This is a genomic window from Psittacicella hinzii (assembly GCF_003585885.1).
GTDB lineage: Bacteria > Pseudomonadota > Gammaproteobacteria > Enterobacterales > Psittacicellaceae > Psittacicella.
The window spans coordinates 1-6,486 of sequence record NZ_NRHC01000128.1 but is presented as its reverse complement, the minus strand read 5'-3'; the positions used below and the strand labels follow the sequence as shown (position 1 = coordinate 6,486).

At 35.0% G+C, this 6,486-nt stretch carries 3 protein-coding genes and 1 pseudogene; 2 read left to right on the top strand and 2 right to left on the bottom strand.

All coding sequences use genetic code 11. The features are described from left to right. The first annotated feature begins 1,536 nt into the window (after positions 1-1,536). Positions 1,537-2,088 carry a cytochrome b gene (locus CKF54_RS07525; RefSeq protein ID WP_119525738.1) on the top strand — a complete coding sequence of 184 codons (552 nt, stop codon included), beginning with the start codon at positions 1,537-1,539 and terminating at the stop codon, positions 2,086-2,088. Between the two features lie 232 nt (positions 2,089-2,320). Here the strand turns inward: CKF54_RS07525 and CKF54_RS07520 are convergent, their stop codons facing one another. Beyond that, a complete protein-coding gene (locus CKF54_RS07520; RefSeq protein WP_119525737.1) occupies positions 2,321-3,529 on the bottom strand; it encodes a restriction endonuclease subunit S in 1,209 nt (402 codons plus the stop codon). 491 nt (positions 3,530-4,020) lie between these two features. Continuing rightward, a complete protein-coding gene (locus tag CKF54_RS07515; RefSeq protein ID WP_119525736.1) occupies positions 4,021-5,160 on the bottom strand; it encodes a 5-methyltetrahydropteroyltriglutamate--homocysteine S-methyltransferase in 1,140 nt (379 codons plus the stop codon). Positions 5,161-5,819: 659 nt separating this feature from the next. Here CKF54_RS07515 and CKF54_RS07510 point away from each other — a divergent pair. Beyond that, positions 5,820-6,486, top strand: a pseudogene (locus tag CKF54_RS07510) (hypothetical protein); the annotation flags it as partial.

Here is a 6,486-nt window from a genome sequence, read left to right as displayed (position 1 = left end):
CAAAAATCTAAAAATTTAGGCAGGAAACAGGAAACAGGAAACAGGAAACAGGGAACAGGGAACAGGGAACAGGAAACAGGGAACAGGGAACAGGGAACAGGGAAACAAATCTAAATTCTTGCAAGCAACTTGTAGCTGTTTACTTAGCAAATTTCTATTTAGCAAATTATCAAGGTAGGTTTCTAACTCCATTCTGCTATAGCTATAAAAAGGGTTTGTTGCTCATAGCAAAGAGCTTAAGTTTGACAACTACATTTTATGGTACTTTAGCACTTTGCCACTTAGGTATTAGAATGAAACCATTAGGCATTTAGGCATTTAGGCATTTAGGCATTTAGGCATTTAGGCATTTAGGCATTTTGATATTCTATTGTTGGTTGCACCATCCTTAATACAAATACAAGTACAAATACAGAATACAGTAAACTGCAAATTCTATAGTGGTTTATCTCCAGTAGATTATTATCCCCACTATCTTAGATATCACGGAGATAAGAGCTATGTAAAAGGAAGAATGAGTAATCGTTTTCTTTGTAAAATGTTAACTTTTGTTAAAGATGTGGCAAGAAGAGAAGCATTTTCACAAGAGTAACATGGTTTATATATGAGAACATTGGTATTTTTCATGTGAAGAAAAAATAAGAAAATAGGATTTTTAACATAGAAAAACATGGTTAAAAACTGAATTAACTTATTAACTTACTAAACTACTCGGTTATTTTTATCCTTAGGTAAAAATAAAAGTTTTAACATTTTTTTAAGAAAATGACTTTGAGCTGTAAAAAAGTCATGCAGATGATAACCATGATAGAATCGGGTTAACAACCTCTGAAGCTTCAACTCAAATAAATATCGATAGGATTATGTAATTTATAAAGTCCTATTTTTCTTAAAATTAAAAAATTTAGAAAAGTAAAAAAATGGTCGATCTTATTGGTAATAACTATAAGATGAGCTATAATATTTAGCATAAACAAACCGGTTAATAAATAAGTGATTAAAGGACAAGTTATTCCGCCGAGAATAACTTGATAAATTTAGGGGGGAATCCTTTAATTACTTCTCTATTGACTTAGGTTTTTTTCCTTATTACAACTCCATGCTTTCACTGAGAGATGGAGTTGTAACATTATCTGCTATCTGTAATTATGCAAGTAACCAGACATATAGGATGATGTGAGGATAATAGTCCAGTATGTCTCGCTTCGTAAGTCAGTAGTTTATAATGATTTTTACAGTACCAATTGTAATTATCTGCTCTTAATTCTCTTGCGGGTTATCTGAGGAATAGTCTAATATCTCTTGAGACAATGGTCTGATATCTAAGATACAATTGGTTACTGCTTTTTTTGTTGTATATTCTTTAAGAGTTATAAGCAATAAAAAACTAGGCTGCTTATAACTGTTAAAGCGTATATCAAACATGAATACGCTATTTCCTGCCATATATTATTCACATGAGATTTTTTAAAAGCGGCTTATGATCAATTGATCAAGACAAGCGGCTTTTTTTATAGGTTCTAAGGAAAGCGACTTATGCAAAAGACAGATAGATACCCACGAATACAAATTCGTCTCCATTGGTTAGTTTTTGGTTTAGTAATGTGTACCTACCTTTGGGTTTGGACGGCTAAATATCTGTTGGCATGGTCACCGGAATTATCACACTTTTTCTGGTTAATGCACTTTTTCTTTGGTGGATTGGTTTTTGTTTTTACCTGTGTACGCTTTGTGGTACAAAAAATGCTACAACGCTATATTCCTGATATAGTTCCTCCAATTCCAAGAGGGCAATATTGGACTGCGGTTGTGGTAAAAATTCTTTTAGTGGTAGTATATTGGCTGATCCCACTCGCTGGTTACTTATATCGCTGTAAAAAAGGTGCAACTCTTGATCTCTATGTAACGGTTTTACAAGCTCGTTGCGAAGTAGACATGACAAGTGCACAAATGTGGCACAGCATTCACGTGAATACTGCTTATTTAGCGCTGGCGCTAATTGCAGTACACTCTGGCTTTGTACTTTATAATCACTATGTTCGTAAGAACAATATGCTTAGACGTATGTTACCGAGTAAAGCTAAGTAAGATTAGTTTAACTAAAACAAACTAGCTAAACTTAGTAACACCATACTGATAAGTATCAACTACCTTTTCCATGAGGCTGGAAAAGAAGTTGAGTTACAGTTATTTGTAAAATTTAATTTTACATAAACGACAAAGAGGTCTAATTTGTAGTTATACAAATTAGACCTCTTTGCTATTTATAAAACTAGCAGTTGGTAATCACAATCAGAAATGGCAAATCAAAGTCTTTTGATTAGCAAAACATTTGTTGTAGTAGAGTTCTTTTTCTTAATTTTAACAACTCTACTCTTCTTTCGTATGCTTCAATAAGAGCTTGCACGTCATCAAAGAGTTTACCAAGTTTTACTTGTTCCTCATAACTAGGGAAGAATAGAGCAATATCTTCTAGATCAGCCATATTTAACTGAGACCTTGTACTACCTACACAAATAGGGTGATAGTTTACAGATCTTAAAGCTGTAGCTAGGAACATATTATCAATCATACCCTCATGACCACGTAAAACGTGTGCATGGTCACTAACCCAGATTTGTCCTCTAGTTACACGTACAGGATAGTTAAGTAAATCTTGCACACCTGTACGAGGAACTATTACATTTTCTCCATCGTGGGTATATCCTTCAACATAGTCAATTACGCTAATTGCTCCATGATATGGAGTAGTACCGGCAATGCGATTTTTCTCTGATATAGGTTTACGCTGTTTATTATATAGTGTAGCAACCTCTTTAACTTTTTTCACTTGCCATTTTTGTGCTTCTTTATCTTCGCCTTGATAGAATTCAGGAAATCCCATTAATGGCAGACCGTCTCTTACTTTAATCATCTGTTGAATTAAAGTCTTACGGAGTTTGTACGCTTTTTTGGTTGCTTCTTCGTTAAGGTAAATTTCTTTATCTAGCTCTGCAAAAAGTTTGCTGATTTTAAGTTGTTCCTCAAGCTCTTCTGGGTAAGTAAACAATACTTTCTTCATGTCAGGGTTCATTAACTTTGGGTATACACCAGCGTTAACGTATAGCTTTGTTACTTTGTTAATTGCTTCAGCCATGCAATTGTTACAGAAGCCAGAATTAGAAAATAACAATCCAGATTTTACCGTAGGAAAAAATTTACCCTTTCTGAATCTGGTTTCCCCAGCATATCCGTCAGTTGTCCAAGTGATTACATCTTCACATAAGTATTGATTGTAATACCCCAATATTCCATAATTCTTAGTTTGAGAGGAATAAACTGGATATTGATATTCTTCATCAGGAGTTGATCTTAATAATTTAGTAGATAACTCTTTGCCACGAGAAATTTTGTCAAAGACATTTTGAACGCGGTCGGTAACCCAAGGTTTATCAAACTCTGGGAATCTTAATGGTGGTCTTAGAACTGTACTTTGTCTAAGTTCTTCTTTTTCTTTGAGGGTTAAACCTGTGTAATCTGGGAGAGTCATATATTTCTAAGTGCTCCAACTAGCTAGTTTAAGGTAGTTAAAAAAACGTTGATTTTATAAATAACAGCCTCATTATATAACGATTAGTAAAGTTAAGAATGTAAAAATTGGCTTAGGGATTTTTTCGCTATACCATGCTTTACTCATTATTTATTGCTCACACTTTACTCATTCTTTACAGATCTACGTTAATTATCATTTGAGTAGTTTTAACGATTTTGTCAGTAAAAAAGGGCTCTCGTTAGAGAGCCCTCAACTGTATTTATAGAATTACAATGACATAAAAGTCTTATTTGTTTATATTGGAGTAACATGCTTAAACTTAGTTTGATTTAAGCCTATGTTTGATTTGAACTAGTGTGTTAGATTTTTGGTTTGTGTTAGATTTGCGTTTTGCTTTGTTGGTGCTGTTTTGAGATTAGCTGTTTAGTTATTTAGCTATCAATCTGTTTAGTTGTTAAGCTATCGATATGTTTAGCTGTTGCTTAGGCTTAAGCGTCTTGCCAAACTTCAGCAACAATTTGTTGGATTAAACGGATTTTATCCCATTGTTGTTCTTCAGTGAGAACATTACCCTCTTCAGTTGAGGCGAAACCACATTGGCAACTTAAGTAAAGATTTTCTAGTGGTACATACTGAGAAGCTTGATAGATTCTTTCTTTGATCTTAGTGGCATCTTCAAGTTTACCGTCTTTAGAAGTAAGTAAACCAAGAACTACTTTTTTACCAGCTGGAACTTGTGCTAATGGTGCAAAGTCTCCAGCTCTTTCACTATCAAACTCAAGGTAGTAACCGTCTACAGCTTCACGAGCAAAAAGAGTATCAGCAACCGAGTTGTAGCCTCCTTTAGCAGCCCAGTCAGAACGGAAGTTACCACGACAGATATGAGTGTTAATTATTAGATCTGCAGGAAACTCTTGTTGTAAGAGGAGGTTGTTCACTGTAAGAAATTCTTCTTTTAGACCTTCACGAAATTCATGTGCAGTTAACCCCTCTGGAGCAATGCGAGCTAAAAGCTCATCGTCAACTAAAGCTCCCCAAGTACAATCATCTAGCTGTAAGTTACGACAACCAGCTTGGTAGAGATCGTCAATTACTTGACGATAAGCTTTTGCTAGATCAGCAAAAAGCTCTTCTTTGTTTGGATAGAAAGTTGCAAGGTTAGCAATATGTTCAGCGTCACGTACAAGCTCAAAGTAAAGCTGTGCTGGTGCTGGAATGGTTTGACGAGCAACATATCCTTCTCCAGCTAACTGGTATAGGAATTTGTAGTGCTCAACAAAAGGATGGTTTTCTCCAGAAACTTTACCACTTAATAAAGCAGAGTCTGCTTTTGTTACCGTTGCATTAAAAACATATCCAGTTTGTGCTTGACTGTGCTCAACGCCATTTAGTCCCCAGAAAAAGTCTAGGTGCCAATATGCACGACGAAATTCTCCGTCTGTAAGATTTTTTAAGCCAACTTCTTTTTGTTTGGCAACAAGTTCACGAATTGCTTGGTCTTCAACGGCAGTAAGTTCAGCTTTGCTTAACTTACCTTGAGCAAAAGCTTCACGGGCTTCTACTAATGCTTGTGGACGTAAAAAAGAACCTACGTGATCAGCACGGAATGGAGCATGTAATTGGCACATATTTCTAACCTCTTCTCTTGTTTTGGAAATCTGTTTTGTTCTTCTTAAGTTAGTTGGTTGATTAGCTAGTTTACTAGCTTACTAGCTTACTAGCTTACTCTGAACTAGTTGGCTAGCTAACTAACTTAATTTGAATTCTCATTTGAATTCTAATTTGAATCTTAATTCTAATCTTAATCTTGGTAGCTTTATTTGAGTTAAGCTATTACTTTAAGCTACTACTTCTAGCTTTTGATGACAGCTTGAGTTGTATTTAACCCCTCTAATTGGAGGGTAAGTTGATAGCGAATGATGTTAATTTTTTAATTTTATTAACGTCTATATTTTTATTTTATATTAAATAGACGTATTTTTAAATAAAAATTAAAGTAAATAAACGGTTTTATTTTCAAGTGGTTGAAAATTAGAGTAAAAAAGTTTTAATTTGGACGTAAACAATAACCTAGTGGGAAACTGGCATTGAGACGACTGGCTACGCATGGATAAAGTGATTTTATTTTACGATTTTCCCGAAACTTCCCAACTTTATAATGCAGATTTTTGCTATAATTAAGGATTGAAATGTATTAGGGTAATTTTAACTATCTCTTTAACTTAGGGCAGTAAGTTAAAGAGATAGTTACCCCCTAGAGATGAGACTTTAATACAGATTTAAGGACATGAATAAGAATAGTAATTTAAAGAAGACTAAGCTGGCAGTTGCCATCTTTACAGTTCCTATGCTGTCTATGGCATTAGCAGCATGTGGAGGTGGTGGCGGTGGAATTAGCAATAGTTATGCCGCTTCAACAACTCCAGCAGTTTCAACACCAATAAGTTCTGGTAGTAACTCAAGCACATCAAAACAAACTGAAGAAACAAGTAGCACAGATTTAACTCTTCCAGATCCTGCAGTTAATCTTGGTACTTCTTCATCTGACAAAACAGAGGAAAGTGCAAAGGCAAGCACTAGATCAGAAGATACATCTTCAGAAACTCAAACTGATACTCAAACAGTATCTCAAACTTCAGAAGAATCTCAGTCACAAGTAGACAAAAATATTTCAGCTGAAGAGAATACAAAAGAAACTTCTTCATCAGAGCAAGCTAACTCTTCTAAAGAACAGAAAGAAGAACAAAATACAACTTCAACTCCTTCAACGCCTTCTACTCCAGCAGTTGAGGAAGACTCCAAACAAGTAGACGCTTCTGCTTCAGAAAGCAATCAGCAAGAATCTACTGCAGAATCTCAAGCTGAAGAAGTTAAAGAAACTGAAGAAGCTAAAACAACAAAAGAAGCAGAGCAAGCAACTGCAGAAACACCTACTGAGGTTACCCCCAAATGGT